16 protein-coding genes are annotated in these 18,690 nt (G+C 64.2%); 7 read left to right on the forward strand and 9 right to left on the reverse strand.

Annotated features, from left to right (window positions below):
• Positions 1-19 precede the first annotated feature (19 nt).
• A complete protein-coding gene (locus IT549_RS10680; RefSeq protein ID WP_292972959.1) occupies positions 20-727 on the reverse strand; it encodes a response regulator in 708 nt (235 codons plus the stop codon).
• Complete coding sequence (locus IT549_RS10685; protein WP_292972961.1) at positions 724-3,486, reverse strand: ATP-binding protein; 2,763 nt, start codon at positions 3,484-3,486, stop codon at positions 724-726. The genes IT549_RS10680 and IT549_RS10685 overlap by 4 nt, the downstream gene beginning before the upstream one ends.
• Before the next feature lie 211 nt (positions 3,487-3,697).
• Here IT549_RS10685 and IT549_RS10690 point away from each other — a divergent pair, with 211 nt between their 5' ends.
• Positions 3,698-4,372 carry a glutathione S-transferase family protein gene (locus tag IT549_RS10690; protein ID WP_292972963.1) on the forward strand — a complete coding sequence of 225 codons (675 nt, stop codon included), beginning with the start codon at positions 3,698-3,700 and terminating at the stop codon, positions 4,370-4,372.
• Between the two features lie 129 nt (positions 4,373-4,501).
• On the opposite strand, the gene IT549_RS10695 is transcribed toward IT549_RS10690, so the two are convergent.
• Positions 4,502-4,951, reverse strand: coding sequence for a cupin domain-containing protein (locus IT549_RS10695; RefSeq protein ID WP_292972965.1), 450 nt, complete (start codon positions 4,949-4,951; stop codon positions 4,502-4,504).
• Positions 4,952-5,167: 216 nt separating this feature from the next.
• Here IT549_RS10695 and dapE point away from each other — a divergent pair, with 216 nt between their 5' ends.
• Positions 5,168-6,310 carry a succinyl-diaminopimelate desuccinylase gene (gene dapE / locus IT549_RS10700; protein WP_292972967.1) on the forward strand — a complete coding sequence of 381 codons (1,143 nt, stop codon included), beginning with the start codon at positions 5,168-5,170 and terminating at the stop codon, positions 6,308-6,310.
• Between the two features lie 233 nt (positions 6,311-6,543).
• Positions 6,544-7,875: a dicarboxylate/amino acid:cation symporter gene (locus IT549_RS10705; RefSeq protein WP_292972969.1), complete on the forward strand. Its 1,332-nt coding sequence runs from the start codon at positions 6,544-6,546 to the stop codon at positions 7,873-7,875.
• Between the two features lie 12 nt (positions 7,876-7,887).
• On the opposite strand, the gene nth is transcribed toward IT549_RS10705, so the two are convergent.
• Together nth and dapB are read right to left on the reverse strand one after the other, a co-directional pair.
• Entirely contained in the window at positions 7,888-8,547 is a 660-nt protein-coding gene (nth, locus tag IT549_RS10710) for an endonuclease III (protein ID WP_292972971.1), read from the reverse strand.
• Positions 8,544-9,272 carry a 4-hydroxy-tetrahydrodipicolinate reductase gene (gene dapB / locus IT549_RS10715; protein ID WP_292972973.1) on the reverse strand — a complete coding sequence of 243 codons (729 nt, stop codon included), beginning with the start codon at positions 9,270-9,272 and terminating at the stop codon, positions 8,544-8,546. The genes nth and dapB overlap by 4 nt, the downstream gene beginning before the upstream one ends.
• A gap of 124 nt (positions 9,273-9,396) precedes the next feature.
• Here dapB and IT549_RS10720 point away from each other — a divergent pair, with 124 nt between their 5' ends.
• The gene (locus IT549_RS10720; protein ID WP_292972975.1) at positions 9,397-10,098 is read left to right on the forward strand and encodes an NAD-dependent deacylase; all 702 of its coding nucleotides are present in this window, start codon (positions 9,397-9,399) and stop codon (positions 10,096-10,098) included.
• Here the strand turns inward: IT549_RS10720 and IT549_RS10725 are convergent.
• The 3 genes from IT549_RS10725 to IT549_RS10735 form a co-directional block, all read right to left on the reverse strand.
• A complete protein-coding gene (locus IT549_RS10725) occupies positions 10,087-10,857 on the reverse strand; it encodes a HesA/MoeB/ThiF family protein (protein ID WP_292972977.1) in 771 nt (256 codons plus the stop codon). The genes IT549_RS10720 and IT549_RS10725 overlap by 12 nt on opposite strands.
• 75 nt (positions 10,858-10,932) lie before the next feature.
• Positions 10,933-11,862 carry a CPBP family intramembrane glutamic endopeptidase gene (locus IT549_RS10730; RefSeq protein WP_292972979.1) on the reverse strand — a complete coding sequence of 310 codons (930 nt, stop codon included), beginning with the start codon at positions 11,860-11,862 and terminating at the stop codon, positions 10,933-10,935.
• A gap of 30 nt (positions 11,863-11,892) precedes the next feature.
• Positions 11,893-12,708, reverse strand: coding sequence for an AraC family transcriptional regulator (locus tag IT549_RS10735; protein WP_292972981.1), 816 nt, complete (start codon positions 12,706-12,708; stop codon positions 11,893-11,895).
• A gap of 300 nt (positions 12,709-13,008) precedes the next feature.
• Between IT549_RS10735 and IT549_RS10740 the strand changes: the two genes are divergently transcribed.
• From IT549_RS10740 to IT549_RS10750, 3 genes are all read left to right on the forward strand, one after another.
• Positions 13,009-13,962: a hypothetical protein gene (locus IT549_RS10740; RefSeq protein WP_292972983.1), complete on the forward strand. Its 954-nt coding sequence runs from the start codon at positions 13,009-13,011 to the stop codon at positions 13,960-13,962.
• A gap of 311 nt (positions 13,963-14,273) precedes the next feature.
• Complete coding sequence (locus IT549_RS10745; RefSeq protein ID WP_292972985.1) at positions 14,274-15,962, forward strand: class I adenylate-forming enzyme family protein; 1,689 nt, start codon at positions 14,274-14,276, stop codon at positions 15,960-15,962.
• A 174-nt stretch (positions 15,963-16,136) separates the two neighbouring features.
• Positions 16,137-16,907, forward strand: a complete 771-nt coding sequence (locus IT549_RS10750; protein ID WP_292972987.1) for a glucose 1-dehydrogenase — start codon at positions 16,137-16,139, stop codon at positions 16,905-16,907.
• 65 nt (positions 16,908-16,972) lie between these two features.
• Here the strand turns inward: IT549_RS10750 and dnaA are convergent, their stop codons facing one another.
• A complete protein-coding gene (dnaA, locus tag IT549_RS10755; RefSeq protein WP_292972989.1) occupies positions 16,973-18,418 on the reverse strand; it encodes a chromosomal replication initiator protein DnaA in 1,446 nt (481 codons plus the stop codon).
• Positions 18,419-18,690 lie beyond the last annotated feature (272 nt).

Consider the following 18,690-nt stretch of genomic DNA (forward strand, 5'->3'; position numbering starts at 1 on the left):
GGGTAACAGTTGTAACCGCTCATTCGGGCACGAACATATAGCCTTCGCCGTGAACGGTCTTGATCGTCGCGGGCTTGGCCGGATCGCGCTCTACCTTCTTGCGCAGTCTGGCGATCCGGTTGTCGACCGAGCGGTCATAGGGGTCCCACTTCTTGTGGTGCGCCAGTTCGAGCAGCTGGTCGCGGTTGAGCGGGCGGCGCGGGTGGGTGATGAAGGTGCGCAGCAGATCGTATTCCATCGCGGTCAGCGCGACCCGCTCACCGGCCTGGTCGAACAGCGCTTTCATCTCGGTATCGAGCACACAGCGGCCGATCTGGACCCGCGCCGGAGCCTTGGCCGCCGGGCCTTCCGGGGCAGTCATCGAGCGGCGCAGGATCGCTTTCACCCGGGCGCGCAGTTCGGGCAGTTCGAACGGTTTGGTCAGGTAATCGTCGGCGCCCATTTCCAGCCCGACCACGCGGTCTGTGGTGGTGCCCATCGCGGTCAGCATCAGCACCGCGCAGTGCCCTTCGCCGTGCATCCAGCGGGTCAGCGAAAGGCCGTCTTCGCCGGGCATCTTGAGATCGCAGATCACCAGATCCGGGCGCAACCTGGGCAGCACCGCGCGCAGTTCGGCGCCGTTGGCCGCGCCGCTCACCTCATAGCCCTCGTCCGCCAGGAAATCGACCAGCATTGCGCGGACCAGGTCGTCGTCATCGCAAATGATGATGCGGGCATTGGCAGTCATGGTGTGTCTCCTTGGCCGTCAAGTAGGCTCAGCGCCAGTGCGCGGACTTCGGCGGGATTGAAGGGTTTTTCGACAAAGGCATGGCCGGCAATTTCAGCCCGGCGGGCGCTACCACTCTGGAGCACGTCGCCCGAGATGAACACCAGCCGGTCGAGCAGTGCCGGGTGCGTATCGGCCAGGTGCTGACGAAAGCGGATCCCGTCCATCACCGGCATCCGCACGTCGCAGAACACCAGGTCGAAGTCCTGCCGGCCCAGCAGCTCAAGCGCCGCCGCGCCGTCGCCGCATTCGCTGCAATCGAGTTCGATCCCCTCGAGAATCTCGACCAGCAGGCCGCGGATGCTGGGTTCATCGTCGATCACCAGCACGCGCCCGCGGCCCATTTCGTGAGGTTGCTCGCTATCGCCTTCGGGCTTGGCGTTGGCGAGCGCGGCGGTGATTGGCAGCTCGACCGTAAACACCGCCCCGCCGCCTTTGGCATCGCTGTAAAGCAGCCTCCCGCCATGCTCCTCGATCATCCCGCGCGACATCGCGAGGCCCATTCCGGTGCCATCGCCCACCGCCTTGGTGGTGAAGAACGGTTCGAAGATCCGGCTGACCAGTTCGGCGGAAACGCCGGGCCCATTGTCGGCAATCTCGACCAGCAGCTTGTCACCTTTGACCCGCGTGGCAATCGTCACTTTGCCGCCTTCGGGGCGATGCTCTTCCAGCGCGTGGCGGGCATTGATCAACAGGTTGGTAAAGACCTGGACCAGCTGGTCTTCATCGCCATCGACCTCGGGCAGATTCTCGTCGAACTTGCGGACCAGTTCGATTCCCGAGGAGCGCAAACCATAGGCGGTCATGTCAAGCGCCGCCTCGATCGCATCGCCCACTTGCACCGCCGCCCGGCGCGGGGCTGACTGACGGGCCATGGCGAGAAACGTCCGCACGATCCGGTTGCAGCGATCCGCCGCTTCGCGCAGATCGGCGATCGCCTTGCCGTGCGGCGTCGCTTTCAGCTTTTCCTCAAGGATCGCCGAGCGCCCGACGACCACGGTCAGCGGATTGTTGAGCTCATGCGCGACGCCTGCCAGCAGTTGCCCCAGCGCGGCCAGTTTTTCCGACTGGTGCAAGGCCTCGCGCGTTGCTGCGACCTGGTCCGAGGCGCGCCGTTCCGCAGTGCGATCGAAAATCAGCCCGCCAACGTGGGTGACCTCGCCTTCCGCATTCCGGATCGGGAAGCGGCTGACGTAAAGCGACAGAGTGCCGCCCGGCATATCGATGCTGGTCTCGACCTCGTGCGGCTTGCCATCTTCCATCACGGTCCGGTGCGCTTCGGCGATTATCGGGTGCCAATGATCGGGCGTGCCGGTCAGGTCCGATTTGCCGAGCAGGCTTTTGGGGCTGAGGAATTCGAAGCCATAGTTGTCGATCGCATAGGAGTTGGCCGAGACGTAATTCCGGTCAGGCCCGATGATGAATGTCATCGCCGGGATATTCTCGAAGAACGCCTGGATCGTCCCGCGCGAGCGGGCCAGTTCCTGCCGGCTGCGTTCCTGCTCGGTTACATCGACCCCCAACGATCCGATCTGGATCACGGTTCCATCGGACCCAAAGATCGGAAAGACCGCGACGTCATAAACCAGCGGCTCTCGGTCCCCCGCGGGCTTGAACGGCGCGGCCAGGCGCTGGGCCTTACCGGTGGTCAGTGCTGCCTGATGTGCGGCGAGAAGATCGCCGATCTCAGGCCAATAACCGGCGATCTCGCTCACCGGCATTGCGGGCAAGGTCTCAACGGAACGTCCATAGGCCTGAGCCACCGCAGCATTGGCGCGGATGATCCGGCCCTTGGTATCACCCAGCGTCATGGCCACGGGAGCATGGTCGAAAAAGGCGGCAAGCTGGGCGCGGGCTTCCTCGGCCGCGCGATTGCTGCGGCGAGCCTCATCCCGGCGCAAGTCAAGGCTCTCTGCCAGCGAGCGCCACATTGGCGGGGTAATATCTGCCAGCTTGTCGACATCGGGGCGTTCGCTTGCTTCGATCAGTTTGGCGGCCTGCTCGATGAAGTGCCGGGGGAACGCCCAGAACACGAACATTCCCGCGCCCATGATTACCCAGACCGCCAGGTTGGCCGCACCCAGGCCGTTGGTTTCCATTGCCAGCGCGGGCTGCAGGCGCTCGCCTGAAAAGGGACCGTGACCGACATAGGCCCAGGCCAGCATGCCACAACTGACAATCACGAAAGCGGCAATCCCCAGTCCGAAGACGATCGCGTAGCGCTCATGCGCAGCGCTCACCAGGCTCGCGCGCAAGTTCGATTGCCGGGCCAGACACCATGGCAGGCCGACCAGGCATGCGCCCAGTCCGAACAGCACCATTACCGGAAGTCCCAGCCAGTCCGGCACCATTCTGCCGCCTATGGCGTAGGAGCCGGCGGGATCGAGTCCGAACAAGTCGCGGTAGATTGCGTTCGCGCCGGTGTAGCCCAGGAACAGGCAGGCTCCGACAATCAAGAAGGTCGAGGCTGTCGAAGGTCTGCGCAACGCGCCGACCGCGGCTCCCAAAAACAGTGCTGCGCGCATCGCCGCGCCGAAAGCCAGCGCGCGCTGATCGATGTCCGCTGAACCAACCGCATCGGCCAGGGTATTGAGCTGCGCCCAACCAGCCCCGGCACTGCACAGCGCGACAAAAAGCCCTGTCCAGGTCCACTCCCGCTTCCACAACAAGTACAGGAAGACAATCGGAACCAGCGCCGCATTGAGACCCTGCACAGTCATCGAGAGCAAGTTTCCGGTTGCCGACATGTCCCGACCATGACCCTTTCGCAGCGGCTCCGGAGAGGGTCCGTGCCGCAACTATTGCATTGATCCTAGTCGCCAGTTGTATCGAAAATCCGCCGCGCGCCGACCCCAATTGTCGCAATTGTATCAATCGGCCCGCGCCCGTTCAGACTCGACAGCATCAAGCTGAACCATTAGCGCTCACCCCATGAAGCTGATCCTGGGCAACAAGAACTATTCCAGCTGGTCGCTGCGCGGCTGGCTGGCGGCCAAGCAATCGGGACTGATGTTCGAGGAGATCCAGGTCCCGCTCTATGGCGATGACTGGGACGCCCGCAAGAAGCAGCACGACGAGATCGCGCCATCATCGGGCAAGGTCCCGGTGCTGTGGGACGGCGATGCCGTGGTCTGGGATAGCCTGGCGCTGCTCGAATACCTGGCCGACAAGGTCGGGCGCGACCGGTTCTGGCCCAAGGAAGACGCTGCCCGGGCGATGGCCCGATCGATGGTTGCGGAAATGCACAGCTCGTTCCAGGCGCTGCGCACGCAGTGCCCGATGAATGTCCGCACCCGCGTGGAAGGCGCGAAGATCGACGAGGCAGCCAAGGCCGACATTGTCCGCATCCTGACGCTGTGGGCCGAAGCCCGCGCCCGCTTTGGCCGGGGCGGCCCGTACCTGTTCGGCACCTTCAGCGCGGCCGACATCTTCTATGCCCCCGTTGTCAGCCGGTTCATCTCCTATGGCATTGGCGTTCCGGGCTTTGCCCTGGCCTATATGGAAGCGATGTGGGAACACGAATGGCTACAGGCCTGGGTCCACGCCGCCGAGGCTGAGGACTGGGTGATCGAACAGTTCGAGACTGACGGGGCGAAGGGCAAGTAACTTGCTTCCCGGCCTTCCCCCTTGATGGGGGTGACATCGCACGCACCTTCACCCCCACCCAACTGCGGCTAATCCGCTTCGCTCCCAAGCCTCCGTATTCCTCCCCCATCAAGGAGGAGGAGGATCCGATCAAAAGTCACTGCCGTCCTTGCGCTTTTGCCGGTCCGCCCCGGCGAACAGGTGCATGTCGATATCGGGGTAGTGGCAGGCAGTGGCCGCCGGGCGGCCGATCGCGACAAAGGTGCATGGCGCGTCGGAACGGTTTTGCAGCACATGGCCGTTGCCATCGTTCTTGGGAAAGGCCGCGACATCGCCGGCGCGCAGCACGGTTTCGCCGCTGTCATCGACCAGCACCGCCTCGCCCGCCAGCATCACCACCAGCTCGTCCTCGCCCTCGTGCCAGTGGCGCTGGCTGGACCAGGCGCCGGGTGCAAGCTCCACGTGGCTGGCGCCGAAATCGCTGATCCCGCTGGCCGGGGCGAGCCGGCGATACCACCGCCCCTGCACCACATCGGCGTATTGCGGCGGGTATCCGGTCGCGTTGGTTTGCGGAATGGCTTCAAGGTCCAATTTGGGCATGGCGGCGATAGTACCCGGCCACACACTCCCCGTCACCCTGAACTTGTTTCAGGGTCCATCGTGCCCCTGGGATGGAGCGCGAGAGGATAGGGCGCCCGTGCCTAGGCTTTACCATGCGCAACCTAAGCATTGGACGAAATGGACCCTGAAACAAGTTCAGGGTGACGGGTCTGGGTCAGGTTGCGCGTTCGCGTACGTCTGCTAACCACCGCGCAGATGACCAGCAAAGTCCTGCCGCCCACCGTGCTTCAATTGGCCGAAGCCCTGATCGCCTGCCCCAGCGTAACGCCTGCCGCCGGGCTGGTGTTCGATTGCCTGGAAGGGCAATTGCAGCCGCTGGGTTTCGATGTGCACCGCTTCCATGCCGGTGAAGCGCCCGACGGGCCGGTCGAGAACCTGTTCGCGATCCGCAAGGGGCCAGCGGGCAGCCGCCATTTCGGCTTTGCCGGCCATGTCGATGTGGTTCCCCCGGGCGAAGGCTGGGCCTCTGCGCCGTTTGCGCCGGAGGTGCGCGGCGAGCTGCTGTATGGCCGCGGCGCGGTGGACATGAAGGGCGCGATCGCGGCGATGGTTGCCGCCGTGGCCGAGCTGCCGCAAGAGCTGGGCACGATCAGCCTGATCATCACCGGGGACGAGGAAGGCCCGGCCCAGTTCGGCACCAAATCGCTGATCGAACACATGCGCAGCGTCGATGCGATCCCCGACCTGATCCTGGTGGGCGAACCAACCAGCGTGAACCGGCTGGGCGACATGATGAAAGTGGGCCGGCGCGGTTCGACCAACATCTGGCTGGAAGTCGAAGGCAAGGAAGGCCACGTCGCCTATCCGCACCTGGCCGACAACCCGATCACCCGGCTGGTGCACATGCTGGCCGAATTGAAGGCCATGCCGCTTGATGAGGGGACCGACTGGTTCCAGCCATCAAACCTGGAAATTACCGATGTTTCGGTGGGCAATCCGGCCACCAACGTGATCCCGGCGCGCGCCCATGCCCGCCTGTCGATCCGCTTCAACGACAGGCACACCGGCAAGGCGCTGGGCGAGCGGGTGACGGCGATTGCCGAAAAGCACGGAGGCACCGCGCGCCCGGTGGTCTATGGCGAGGCTTTCCTGACCCCGCCGGGTGCCTTCAGCCAGCTGATCGCCGATGCAGTTGAAGCCGAAATGGGGATCCGTCCCGAAGCCAGCACCACCGGCGGCACCAGCGACGCGCGGTTCCTCAAGGACCTGTGCCCGGTGATCGAATTCGGCCTGTGCAACGCCACGATGCACAAGCGCGACGAGGCGGTGGCGATTGCCGATCTGGATGCCTTGGCGCGGATTTACGAAAGAGTGGCGCGGGCCGCACTGGCGGAATAGTTCACGCAGAGGCGCAGAGAGGTTGCGCTATCCGCGAAGCGGCTCTGCAATTGGGCCTCTGCGCCATTCCCAGTGTTGCGTTTTGCCGAGCGGCTTTGCCGCAAGCGCTACCCCTCAGCGCCTCCCCTTCTTCCTCTGCGCCTCTGCGTGAACCAATCCATCGCCGACGTTGCCCCACTAACCTCACCCTGTTAGGCTGGCGGGCAACAAGCCAATACCTTGGGGGAGCACAAATGGACCGGCGCCTGACACTATACATCCTGATCGGCATGGTGCTGGGCGTGGCGGTGGGCCAGGTGTTCTACACCATGGTCGATCCCGCAGTGGTCAAGGACCAGGTAGCTCCGTGGCTCAAGCTGCTGAGCGATATCTTCCTCAATCTGATCAAGATGCTGGTTGCCCCGCTGGTGCTTTCAACGATCGTGGTTGGAATTGCCCATATGGGGGATTCGAGCGCATTGGGGCGGATCGGGTTCCGCGCGATTGCCTGGTTCATCATCGCCAGCATGATTTCGATCGGGCTGGGGCTGGTGATGGTCAATCTGTTCCAGCCCGGGGTCGGCGCCCCGATCCCCGATGCCGCCAGCGCCGCCAAGGCCGTGGGCGAGGTCAAGGAACTGAAGGCCACCGAATTCATCCTCTCGATCTTTCCAAAGAACGCGATCGAGGCGCTGGCGACCAACAATATCCTGCAAATTCTGGTCTTCTCGCTGTTCGCCGGCGTAGCGCTTTCGGCGATCGGTGAACGGGGTGCGGCGCTGGTCCGCGGGGCCGATGCGCTTGCCGAAATGATGCTGCAGGTGACCGGCTATGTCATGCGCTATGCGCCGATTGCGGTGTTCGCCGCGATCGCCAAGGTGGTGGCGGTCAGCGGACTGGCAATTCTGGGCACCTATGTCGAACTTCTGATCGAATTCTACCTGTCGCTGGTGCTGCTCTGGGTAATCCTGCTCAGTGTCGGGGCGCTGTTCCTGCGCCAGCGGATCTGGACCCTGATCCGCTATATCCGCCAGCCATTGATGATCGCCTTTTCAACCGCCAGCAGCGAAGCCGCGTTGCCCAAGATGTTCGAACAGCTTGACCGGTTTGGCGTGCCGCGCCGGATTTCGGGCTTCATCCTGCCGCTGGGCTACAGCTTCAACCTCGACGGTTCGATGATGTACATGAGCTTCGCGACGATCTTCATCGCCCAGGCCTATGGCATCGACCTGTCGATCGGCACGCAGATCATGATCCTGCTGACGCTGATGATCTCTTCCAAGGGGATCGCCGCCGTGCCGCGTGCCAGCCTGGTGGTCATCACCGGCACGCTCGCCATGTTCGGCCTGCCGGTCGAAGGCGTGGCGATTATCCTGGCGATCGACCAGTTCCTCGACATGGGCCGCACTGCCACCAATGTGGTCGGGAATGCCGTGGCCACTTCGGTCATCACCAAGTGGGAAGGCATGCTTGAAGTGGAAGAGCCCGAATTCGTCGAGCACCCGCACGCCCCGGCCCATACTGTCGCCCACGGCCGCGCCGGGCTGGAACTCGATCCTTCGAACTTCGAGGATGATCGCGGCTAGAGCCTGTCCTGATTAGGCTGGTCTGCTTCTGCCCCTGGGCGCTGCGCTCTTCGGCTTGAAACCGCACAGATCGGCCACCGGGCAGCGCCAGCATTCAGGCGTGCGCGCCTTGCAGATGTAACGGCCATGCAGGATCAGCCAGTGGTGCGCGCCGACCCGAAACGGCTGCGGCACCTTCTTTTCGAGCTGCTTCTCGACCGCCAGCGGGGTCTTGCCCTTGGCCAGCCCGGTGCGGTTGCCGACCCGGAAGATATGGGTATCGACCGCGAAGGTTTCGGCCCCGAACGCGCAGTTCATCACCACATTGGCGGTCTTGCGGCCAACGCCGGGCAGCTCGACCAGCGCATCGCGGTCCGCCGGAACCTCGCCGCCATGGTCGCGGACCAGGATTTCGGACAGCGCGATGACGTTCCTGGCCTTGCCATTGAACAGCCCGATGGTCTTGATGTGCTGTTTCAGCCCCTCCTCGCCCAGCGCCAGCATCTGCGCGGGGGTCTTCACCTCGCGAAACAGCGCCCGGGTCGCCTTGTTCACCCCCACATCGGTCGCCTGGGCGGAAAGCACCACGGCGACCAGCAGCTGGTAGGTGTTGCCGAATTCCAGTTCGGTTTCAGGCGCGGGATTGTCCTCGGCCAGGCGGCGGAAGAATTCGAAGATCTGGGCGCTCTTCAAAGCCCCAGCACCTCACCCATCGCATAGCGCCCGGGCTCCTTGCCCACCAGCCATTGCGCCGCCCTGACTGCCCCCTTCGCGAAGATCGAGCGGTCTTCGGCGAGATGCGAAAGCGTGATCCGCTCAGCCTCGCCCAGGAACAGCACCGCATGATCCCCCGCCACGGTGCCGCCGCGCAGGCTGGCAAAGCCGATGTCGCCGCGCTTTCGCGCCCCGGTAATCCCGTCGCGGCCGCGATCGCTATGTCCGGCCAGCGCAATCCCGCGCCCGCTGGCGGCCGCCTCGCCCAGCAGCAGCGCGGTGCCCGATGGGGCATCGACCTTCATCCGGTGGTGGCTCTCGACAATCTCGATGTCCCAGCCCTCGCCCAGCCGGCTCGACGCTTCGCGCACCAGGTGGGCCAGCAGCGTGACCCCCAGCGAAGTGTTGCCGGTCTGCAGCACGGGGATCGTCGCGGCGGCGGCATCGCACAGCCAGTGGTGGCGTTCCTCAAGCCCCGTGGTGCCCACCACCACCGGCACGCCGGCCGCGATCGCCGCATCAAGATTGCCCTCGAGCGCGGCGGGAGCCGAGAAATCGACCAGCACGTCACTGCGGGCCGCCAGCGCGGTCAGGTCATCGCCCTTGTCCACCCCGCCGGCCAGATCTTCGCCCGCTGCCGCGATCGCCGCCGCCAGCGCCGCCCCCATGCGCCCCGCGCTGCCGATGATGCCGATCCGTGCCACGCCGATCTCCAACCCCGGCACGTCATGCTGAACTTGTTTCAGCAGCCATCGTGCCCCACAGATGGTGGTCTATGCGGAGAAATGGACCCTGAAACAAGTTCGGGGTGACGATCGGGGAGTGGGAATGACCGGGATTCGCAACATCGTGATCCTGACCGGCGCGGGGATCAGCGCGGAATCGGGGATCGATACCTTCCGCAGCGCGGGCGGGCTGTGGGAAAACCACCGGGTCGAGGACGTCGCCACGCCTGAAGCCTTTGCGCGCGATCCGCACCTGGTCCAGCGCTTCTACGACATGCGCCGCGCGGCGATCCAGGAGAAGCTGCCCAACCCCGCACACTTCGCGCTCGCCCGGCTTGATGCGGAATGGAAGGGCGGACTGCTGGTGGTGACCCAGAACGTCGATGACCTGCACGAACGCGCCGGTTCGCGGCGACTGCTGCACATGCACGGCGAACACCTCAAGGCCTGGTGCACGCTGTGCGATATCCGCCACCCCTGGCGCGGGCCGCTGGCCGGCAACCCGCCCTGCCCCAGCTGCGGCGCCCACGCGCTGCGCCCGGACGTGGTCTGGTTCGGCGAGATGCCCTACCGCATGGGCGAGATCTATGCCGCGCTGCGCGAAGTTGACCTGTTCGTTTCGATCGGCACTTCGGGCGCGGTCTATCCGGCAGCCGGCTTCGTCCAGAACGCGGTCGAACTGGGTGCGCAAACGCTGGAGCTCAACCTCGAGGCCAGCCAGGGCAGCCACATGTTCCACGAAAGCCGGCTTGGCCCGGCCAGCGAGGTTGTGACCGCGTGGGTTGAGGAAATTCTAGGCGCCTGAGCAGCCCCGGCATTCCGGATCCTTCGCGATCCGCATGGTCCGCAGGCTGGGTGCCAGGCCTTCGAGCAGGTGCAGCTTGCCCCATTGCGGATCGCCCAGCGTGGCCCTGCCCATCACCAGCACCCGGATCGCCTGCATCGCCGCAAAGGCGCCGACCATGCCGACCATCGCCCCCAGCACGCCATCGGCGGCGCAGGTATCGCAGTCCTCGGCATCGAAGGCATCGCCCACGAAGCAGCGATAGCAGCTCTCGCCCGGCAGGTGCCCGGCAAACGAGGCGACCTGCCCCTGGAACCGCCCGATCGCAGCGCTGGTTAACGGGATGCCGAGCCGCACGCAGGTATCCGACACGGCCAGCCGGGTCGCGAAATTGTCACACCCGTCAAGCACAAGGTCAGCGCCCTCAAGGAGCTGCGCGGCGTTCCCCCCCCCCACCGTCCCAACGTGGGCGCGGACCTTGAGGGCGCCATCGAACCGCCCCACCCAGTCCGCCGCCGCCTCGGCCTTGGGGCGGCCCAGATCGGCTTCGGCAAAGATGGTCTGGCGTTGCAGGTTCGATGCTTCGACCCTGTCGCGGTCGATCAGGGTCAAGGTGCCGACCCCGGCCGCCGCGAGGTATTGCAGCGCGGGCGAACCGATCCCCCCGCAGCCGACCAGCGCGACATGCGCCCCCGCCAGCGCCACCTGCCCCGCCCCGCCCAGTTCGGGCAGCACGATATGGCGGGCAAAGCGATCGAGGCGGTCGGGCGGCAGGTCCATGGGCGCCAGCCTTATGCCAAGGCTGGCGCCGCGCCAAGGGCCGGGGTTACGGCGACAGGCTTTCCGATGGAGGCTTCAGACGGCCGTTTCGCGGCCCTGCGCTGGGGTCCGCTCCACGGGGTCAAAGGCGCCCCGGGGCCACAGCAACAGGCACAGCGTGCCCGCAGCCAGCAGGCCGATCGTCAGCACACTGCTTTCCGGTCCAGCCGGTCCGCCGGTCAGCGCGTCCGAACCAACCGGCGTCAGGTGCACCAGCAAGGCCGGCAGTTTCAGATCCAGCCCGGTGATCGGCACGGCAAAGCCGATGCCGGTGAACCAGTTCCAGCCGGCATGCCAGCCCATCACCCCCCAGATGCTGTCAGCACGCCAGGCCCAGGCACAGGTGAACAGTCCGAAGGTGAACGACATGATGATTTCGGGAAGGGGCTGGTGCGGTGAGAAGTGGAGAAATGTGAAGGCGACCGAACTGGCAATGAACCCCGCCGTCAGGTTCCAGCGGCGCGTCGCGGCCGAAAGCAGCCAGCCGCGAAAAATGAACTCTTCCACGCCCGATTGAAAGGCAAACCCGGTCAGCAGGAGCGCCATCCAGAACAGCGCAGCAGGAGAGGAAAAGGCAGGAAGGATATCCCCGCTGACATAACCCCCGGCAAGCCAGATCGAAAAGACCGCCAGGGCCACCATGCCAATGCCGATCGCCATTCCGGTCAGGTACTTGGACAGCCGCCCTGCGCCGGCCAAACCCATGGTCGCCAATCCCCGGCGTTCGACGAACCGCGTCCAGGCCCAGACCGCGGCGCCCATCGCCGCAAATGGCAGCACCAGGAACACACAGAAATCGAACGGGGACTGGGGCTGTCCGTCCGCACTGACCAGGCCGAACCGTTCGAGGCCCAGATCGACCGGAACGCTGGAAAATGCGACCAGCAAGATGCAGACCACTGGTGAAAACAAGGCCCAGGGCAGCCAGCCCCGATGCGGTTCGGACGAGAAGATCGTTTCATTCATTCCGGCTGGTTAGCCGTGCGCTGGTCCGGGCTATAGAATGATTGTGCGCGGCCGCCCGGGCTTGTGCCAGGCCAGCGGCGTGGTTCCGAAGGTGCGCTTGAAGACCCGGCCAAAGTGGCTCTGATCCGCAAATCCGGCCTCGTGGGCAGCGGCGGCCAGACCAAGCCCGCCATGCAGCAGCTGTCCGGCTCGCTCAAGCCTGCGGCACTGCAGATAGCGATAGGGACTGGTCCCCAACAGCGCGCGGAAGTCACGCGAAAGCTGCCAGCGGTCATAGCCGGCGATTTCCTCGAGCTGATCGAGGTTCGTGCCCGGTTCCGGAACGCTGTCCAGAAATTCGCGCACCCGCATCACCGCCTCGCGGTTGACCGACCGCCGGGCCGGCGGGCGGCCTGCGCGCCGCTGCATCGCCGAGACGAGCTGGTGCAGCGCGTCCTGATAGCCGAACAGATCGTTCCCGTCGGCGCAGACCGCAATCAGGCGCAGCGCCGATTGGGCCAGATCGGGGTCGCTTGACACCCCCTCACTCAGAAACGGCAGCGCGGCCCCGCCGATCACGGTCTGGACATGGGCCGGCGGCAGATAGGCCGCGCGATAGGAAAAACCGCTCTGGTCGCAGCAATAGCCATCGTGCAGCTCGTCGGGATGCAGGATCATCACCTGGCCGGGCAGCGAGCGCCAGTGATTGCCGCGGTAATTGAACGACTGCACCCCGTCGGTGGTCACCGCGATCGTATAGGTATCATGGCGGTGCGGCGAAAACGCACCCACGCGAAGCTGCGCGTCGATCAGCTCAACCCTGGAACCAGGCAGGCCGGCATCCTGATTTTCCGAAGGGGTCGACATCCAGACGATATTGTTGCGCAACGGGCGGTTCGCAAGTGCCAGCCCGTGCGCCGGTGCCGAATTGGTGTCGGCCTTTAGGGAAGCGCAGGATAGTGCTGAACGGCGGTAAGGTTGGGGGAAGCGGATAGACCTGCATCAGGGATCATGGTGGCCACAGTTGCCGCTCACCGAATTCATGAGACGAGGATTGCTTGTCCCAATTGGAAATCGAAGTCTCGTTCTGTATGAGTTAAACACGCCCTGTGCTCGCTACTCAGCAGTCGGGTGATCTGCGCGAAGATTCCCATCGAGGGGGTGCTGATGAGTGACGTCTTTTGGCCTCTATTAGCAATGCATCTGGCTCTGGCCGTCATATTGTTTTTCCTAGTCAACTGGATTGGAAAGCATGCAGTAGACTTCGGCTACGTCAGCACGTCTTTGTTCGAGGAACCGAATGAGAGCGTTGCACTAAATTTTTTCATTCGTGCACTTTCTCCAGCAGTTTTTATCATTCTTGTTTCATCGTTTGCAGTAGCCCTTGACCGACCTGATCTTCGCTTAGGGATAATGATGGTAGTGCCGTATTACTACATGATACGCGCTGGCGTTATATTTCTATTCAATCGGCACCGACTCATCAGCTGGCCAAGGTATATTGGCCATGCCTTATTTGGCATTGCGATGGCGTCACTAGCTTATAAATACCTTATTGTTCCTAATCGCTCACTCATCCCCGACTTGGAAACAGCAGGGAACGAGTTGTGGCTTGCATTGCTGGCCTTCCTGTACGCCGTCGCGAACAAGATTCCCCTTTCGGGCGGCCCCGGAGCGCGCAGGAGGAACGCCTTTGTCAATGTCCATTACACCACAGCCCACCGTCTGTTTGGTGGAGTTATCGACGCGAAGGTCACAGACGATCTACTTAAGCTCGTAGCCTACGCTGTGCTGGTTTATGAGGACTACTGTCGGCCACCCGCAATTCGGACCTTTGAACGTTTGGCGTGGTGGAAAGAGAGGAGAACGACTGGCATCATGCAAGTGGCTGCAGTTGATGCGCTAACTGATCGCGAGAGCGTGGACAGGGGCTTGGATATTCTACTTGCGTCGTGGGAGAAATACTCGGGCGAAGAACGGTGGTCGCGAGTGAGGTCGACCATCTCAGATTACAACAAGGACGAGGACTACATTGGCAGAGTTCAGGAGGTTATGAGAATCCTCGCCGAACGAGCCGACCCCGCCTTTAAACCAGCGTACAACAGCATCTGGCCTGAATAAGCGCCAGTCACCGCCAGAACGGGAATCTGAATAAGGGCAAAATGTGGGCAGCGGCACTTGGCGGCACAACGTCCGCAATGTTGCTGCGTCCGGTCCGGCAGCTTTTGGCTCATTGGCCCGCAATGCTGCCGCCAATAATGCCGGCGGATCAAGCCAACGCGGCCCAGCATATGAAAACGGCTTCCCCCCAGGCACGGCACCTCCGCGCCTCCCCTTTCTTCTCTGCGCCTCTGCGTGAACCCATTCACCCCTTGCCGACTCCCCGCCGATGCGGCACTTAACCGGTCAATTAACAAAACATGGGATGAGCGATGCACTATGCCGAATTGCGCCGCGCGCGCGAAGAACTGACCGGACCGGGCGGGCAGTTTGAGATTGTCGAGCAGGAGGTGCTGGGGCACCGGATCAAATGCTTCAAGGCCGCGCCGCCTTCGGTTCGCGAATTCTGGCTTTCGACCGTGGCCTGGGGCGACAAGCCCTATCTGATCTATGAAGGCGAAGTGCTGTCCTATGCCCAGGCGCACGCGGCGGTGAATGCCTTTGCCGCCTGGCTTGACGCGCAGGGCGTGAAAAGCGGTGACCGCGTGGCGATTGCCATGCGCAACTATCCCGAATGGCTGCTGGCCTATTGGGCCTGCCTGTCGATCGGGGTGGCCGCGGTGGGGATGAACGCCTGGTGGACCGGCGAGGAAATGGACTACGCGCTGAGCGATTCGCAGCCCAAGGTGCTGATCGCCGATGCCGAACGTCTGGCCCGCTATCGCGAGCTGCCGGCGCGCGCGATGAAGCTGGTGGGCGTGCGCCTGCCTGACTATCCCGCCGATGTCACCGCGTGGAGCGATATCATTGCCGCCGGCGGCGCGATGCCGCAGGTCAGCGTCGATCCCGATGCCGATGCCTGCATCTTCTACACCAGCGGCACCACCGGCTTTCCCAAGGGCGCGCAGCTGACCCATCGCGGCTGCGTGGCCAACCTGATGAACATGCTCTATTCGACCGTGTCGCAGGCCCTGGCGACCGAGCGCGCCACCGGCGTGGCACCGCCGGCCGATCCGCCGACGCCGGTTTCGCTGCTGACCACCCCGCTTTTTCACGTCACCGCCAACAATTGCGGCGCCTATCTGTCAAGCGCGGCGGGCGGAGCGATCGTGCTGATGTACAAATGGGATGCGGGCGCCGCGCTCAAGCTGATCGAACAGTACCGGATCACCGGGGTCAGCGGGGTGCCGGTGATGGCGCGCGAGATCATCAACCATCCCGATTTCGGTAAAACCGATACCTCCAGCCTGACCGGCCTGTCGGGCGGCGGGGCGCAGGTTCCACCCGATCAGGTGGGCGAGATCGCGCGCAAGATCCCGGCTGCAGCGCCGACCACCGGCTATGGCATGACCGAGACCTGCGGGATCATCACTTCGGTTGCCGGGCCCTATTTCATCGACCGGCCCGACAGCGCCGGCCCCTATATGCCCAGCTTCGATGCCAAGGTGGTTGACGATGCCGGCCAGGCCCTGCCGACCGGCGAAGTGGGTGAACTGTGGGTCAAGGGCGCGCCGGTGATCAAGGGCTATCTCAACCGCCCCGATGCCACCGCCGAAACGATCACCGACGGCTGGCTCCACACCGGCGATATTGCCCGGATCGACGAAGACGGGTTCGTCTACATCGTCGATCGCAAGAAGGATCTGGTGATCCGCGGCGGCGAGAACATCAGCTGCACCGAAGTCGAAGCCTGCATCTATCGCCATCCGGCGGTGCTGGAATGCAGCGTGTTCGGCGTGAAGGACGCGCGGCTGGGTGAGGAAATCGGCGTGGCCGTGCATCTCAACGCCGGGCACGAGCTCGACGAGACCGACCTCAAGAAGCACTGCCTTGATCACATGAGCAAGCACAAGGTGCCGCGCTATGTCTGGTTCCTGTCCGAACCGCTGCCGCGCAATGCCAGCGGCAAGTTCCTGCGGCGCGAACTGCGTGACCGGCTGAGCGCCGAGGTGGCGGGGTAATGCGCGCGCGATTTTCCTACAGGCCGCGCGGCTGCTAGGTTCGCATCGGTTCCCTCTGAACCGCGTTCGGGCGGTTTGGGCGGGTGCACGGCGATCCTATGGCCCCAAGCGGCGCTGCAGGGATGAGTTTCATCAACTAAACCCCCGCGACTCGGGGTTTGAAAGGACTGGCAGATGGGCGATCTTGACGGGCGGATAGCACTGGTAACCGGCGCCTCGCGCGGTCTGGGCGCAGCGGCAGCGCGGGCTCTTGCCGCAGCCGGGGCCAAAGTGGCGGTGACCGACCTCACCGCGCCGGAGGATCTTGCCGCCGAGATCGGCGGACTGGCCCGGGCACAGGATGTGACCAGCGAGGCCGATTGGGCTGCGACGATGGACTGGTTGCGCGCCGAGGCGGGCGGGCTCGACATCCTGGTCAACAATGCCGGGCTGTGGCTGTTCAAGCCGATCACCGAAACCACGCTCGACGATTGGCGGCGACTGCACGCGGTGAATGTCGAAGGGGTGTTCCTGGGCACCCGCGCGGCGGTGCCCCTGCTGGCCGAGCGCGCGCACAAGTGGCGCGGCGGGACTGCGGTGGTCAATCTTTCGTCGGTCGCCGGGATCGAGGGCGCGGCGGGAGCAACCTGCTACAACTCCACCAAGGGCGCGGTGCGGCTGTTCACCAAGGGCTGCGCCAAGGAACTCGCGGCGGCGCGGATCCGGGTCAATTCGGTCCATCCCGGGGTGATCGACACCGACATGGGCCGCGCGCTGATCGACGATTTCGCCGTGGCGCAGGGTGTGGGCGACAACGAGGTTCTGGCCAATGTTTCGGCCATGCACCCGCTGGGCCACCTGGGCGAGCCGCAGAACGTGGCCGATGCGGTGGTGTTCCTGGCCAGCGACCGCGCGGCCTTTACCACCGGCAGCGAACTGGTGGTCGATGGCGGTCTGTCGGCCTGACGCGGCAGTGCACAGCCCTGTTCACAAGGCTGTGCACTGACGGTTCGGAAATTGGGGACTGGCCTTCAGCTTTCCAGCTGGCGCAGCAGGCTCCTGACGTCGCCGTCCATATCGGCATCGCGGGCGCGCAGGTCTTCGATCAGGCGCACCGCGTGGATCACGGTGGAGTGATCGCGCCCGCCGAACTTGCGGCCGATCTCGGGGTAGCTGCGCGGGGTCAGCACCTTGGCAAGATACATCGCCACCTGGCGCGGACGGACCACGGCACGGGCTCGGCGCTTGCTGGCCATTTCGGTCCGGTCGACTCGGTAGAACTGGCAGACGGTGCGCTGAATCTCGTCGATGGTGATCCGCCGGCGGTTGGCCGAAAGGATATCGGTCAGCTGTTCCTCGGCCAGCTGCAGTGAAACCGCCTGGCCGGTCAGCTGGGCATAGGCGATCAGCTTGTTGAGCCCGCCAACCAGCTCGCGCACGTTGCGGTTGATCGTGCGGGCCAGGAATTCGACCACGTCGGCGGGGACATGGGTCGGGCTGAAGCGCTGCAGGCGGTGCTCGAGGATCGAGCGGCGCAGCTCGATATCGGCGGGCTGGATATCAGCGACCAGCCCCATCGACAGGCGGCTGAGCAGGCGCTGCTCCACCCCGTCGAGCGCCTGCGGCGCACGGTCAGCGGCGAAGACCAGCCGCTTGCCTTCGGCCAGCAGCGCGTCGATCGTGTAGAGCAGCTCTTCCTGGGCCGATGCCTTGCCGATGATGAACTGGATGTCATCGACCAGCAGCAGGTCGAACCCGCGCAGCCGCGCCTTGAATTCGATCGTCTGGTTCTGCCGCAGCGCCTGGACGAATTCGACCATGAAGCGCTCGGCCGAGCAGTAGAATATCCGCGCCCGCGGGTGCGCCGAAAGGTAGGCGTGACCGATCGCATGCAGCAGGTGGGTCTTGCCCTGCCCGGTTGCCGCCTTGAGATAAAGCGGCGCAAACTGAGGGGTCTCGGTGGCTGACATGCGCTGCGCGGCATTACTGGCCAGCACGTTGGCCGCGCCGGTCACGAAAGTGGTGAAGGTCAGCGAAGGGTCGAGCCCGATCGAGGCCATGCCGAGCCCGTTGGGACCCAGCGCGCCCAGTTCCGCTGCGGCCATGCCCAGCGCATCGCCGGGCAAGGCCAGCGGCGCGCCATCGTTGGCAGCCCGGCGCGTTCCTTCACCCGCCCCGAAACGCAGCCCCTGCGGTGCGCGGCGGCCTGGCAGGACCGAAATGCGGACATTGCGGATATCGGGGCGCGCGATCTTCCAGGCCAGCGAAAGCCGGTCGGCAAAGCGGTCCGAAACCCAGTTGGCCGAAAATTCGGTCGGCAGGAACAGGTCCAGCGTGCCGCTGTCTTTGCACAGCGTGCCAACCTGGATCGGCTTGATCCACTGCTGGTGCAACTGCTGGCCAAGGTCCTTGCGCAGCCCCTGGCTGATGTCAGACCAGTCGGCAGCAAGATCGAGCGCTTCCTGTTCTTCGCGCATACGATCCTCTTCCGACTTTGCCCCATTGGCAGAAGGCTTCCCCTGCGATCCGCCCAAACCCATATCCGTCACCCGATTCGCCCCCGAATCCAAAAATCAGCACCCATGCGCAATATCGCGCACAACCCAGCCGGATGCCCGAATCCCCGGCCTCTAAACTACGTTCTGTGTTGTGAAACCCGACGAGGCGAACTGCCTCTTGGGCCTGCGCCGAGTTATGGACGCTTCACGGGCAAGGGCAAGCACCACATGGTAAAAAAACTGAAATAAAT

It is taken from the genome of Novosphingobium sp. (genome assembly GCF_020852455.1).
Lineage (GTDB): Bacteria > Pseudomonadota > Alphaproteobacteria > Sphingomonadales > Sphingomonadaceae > Novosphingobium.

Coding starts and splice junctions, on each gene's coding strand:
- IT549_RS10680 (WP_292972959.1), bottom strand. CDS start 727: ATGACTGCCAATGCCCGCATCATCATTTGCGATGACGACGACCTGGTC.
- IT549_RS10685 (WP_292972961.1), bottom strand. CDS start 3,486: ATGACTGTGCAGGGTCTCAATGCGGCGCTGGTTCCGATTGTCTTCCTG.
- IT549_RS10690 (WP_292972963.1), top strand. CDS start 3,698: ATGAAGCTGATCCTGGGCAACAAGAACTATTCCAGCTGGTCGCTGCGC.
- IT549_RS10695 (WP_292972965.1), bottom strand. CDS start 4,951: ATGCCCAAATTGGACCTTGAAGCCATTCCGCAAACCAACGCGACCGGA.
- dapE (WP_292972967.1), top strand. CDS start 5,168: ATGACCAGCAAAGTCCTGCCGCCCACCGTGCTTCAATTGGCCGAAGCC.
- IT549_RS10705 (WP_292972969.1), top strand. CDS start 6,544: ATGGACCGGCGCCTGACACTATACATCCTGATCGGCATGGTGCTGGGC.
- IT549_RS10720 (WP_292972975.1), top strand. CDS start 9,397: ATGACCGGGATTCGCAACATCGTGATCCTGACCGGCGCGGGGATCAGC.
- IT549_RS10725 (WP_292972977.1), bottom strand. CDS start 10,857: ATGGACCTGCCGCCCGACCGCCTCGATCGCTTTGCCCGCCATATCGTG.
- IT549_RS10730 (WP_292972979.1), bottom strand. CDS start 11,862: ATGAATGAAACGATCTTCTCGTCCGAACCGCATCGGGGCTGGCTGCCC.
- IT549_RS10735 (WP_292972981.1), bottom strand. CDS start 12,708: ATGTCGACCCCTTCGGAAAATCAGGATGCCGGCCTGCCTGGTTCCAGG.
- IT549_RS10740 (WP_292972983.1), top strand. CDS start 13,009: ATGAGTGACGTCTTTTGGCCTCTATTAGCAATGCATCTGGCTCTGGCC.
- IT549_RS10745 (WP_292972985.1), top strand. CDS start 14,274: ATGCACTATGCCGAATTGCGCCGCGCGCGCGAAGAACTGACCGGACCG.
- IT549_RS10750 (WP_292972987.1), top strand. CDS start 16,137: ATGGGCGATCTTGACGGGCGGATAGCACTGGTAACCGGCGCCTCGCGC.
- dnaA (WP_292972989.1), bottom strand. CDS start 18,418: ATGCGCGAAGAACAGGAAGCGCTCGATCTTGCTGCCGACTGGTCTGAC.